Annotated in this window: 1 protein-coding gene; it reads right to left on the reverse strand. The window is 46.7% G+C overall.

The annotated features are described in order from the left end of the window. A partial coding sequence (locus WFZ86_RS20290) for a hypothetical protein (RefSeq protein WP_342693634.1) occupies window positions 1–270 on the reverse strand: 270 nt, incomplete at both ends.

Here is a 270-nt window from a genome sequence, read left to right on the forward strand (position 1 = left end):
TAAACTATAGGTAATACCTGTTGAATTCGTAGCTGTGGTAGTAGTGGTTACTGCTCCTGCTCCTTGGCAACGGGTTGAAGTTGCTGGACTGAAGGCTGCAATACTTACTGTTGGGGTCACTGTTACTACATGTGTAGTGGTAACAGGACCGTTACATCCTGCAGCGCTTGCTGTAATTGTTGTGCTTCCTGACCAACCTGCTACATAGGTAACCTCCCCTGTGGATGCGTTTATACTATTGCCGGCTGTTAATGAAGCGGCATCTAAACT

It is taken from the genome of Flavobacterium polysaccharolyticum (assembly GCF_038739875.1).
Lineage (GTDB): Bacteria > Bacteroidota > Bacteroidia > Flavobacteriales > Flavobacteriaceae > Flavobacterium > Flavobacterium polysaccharolyticum.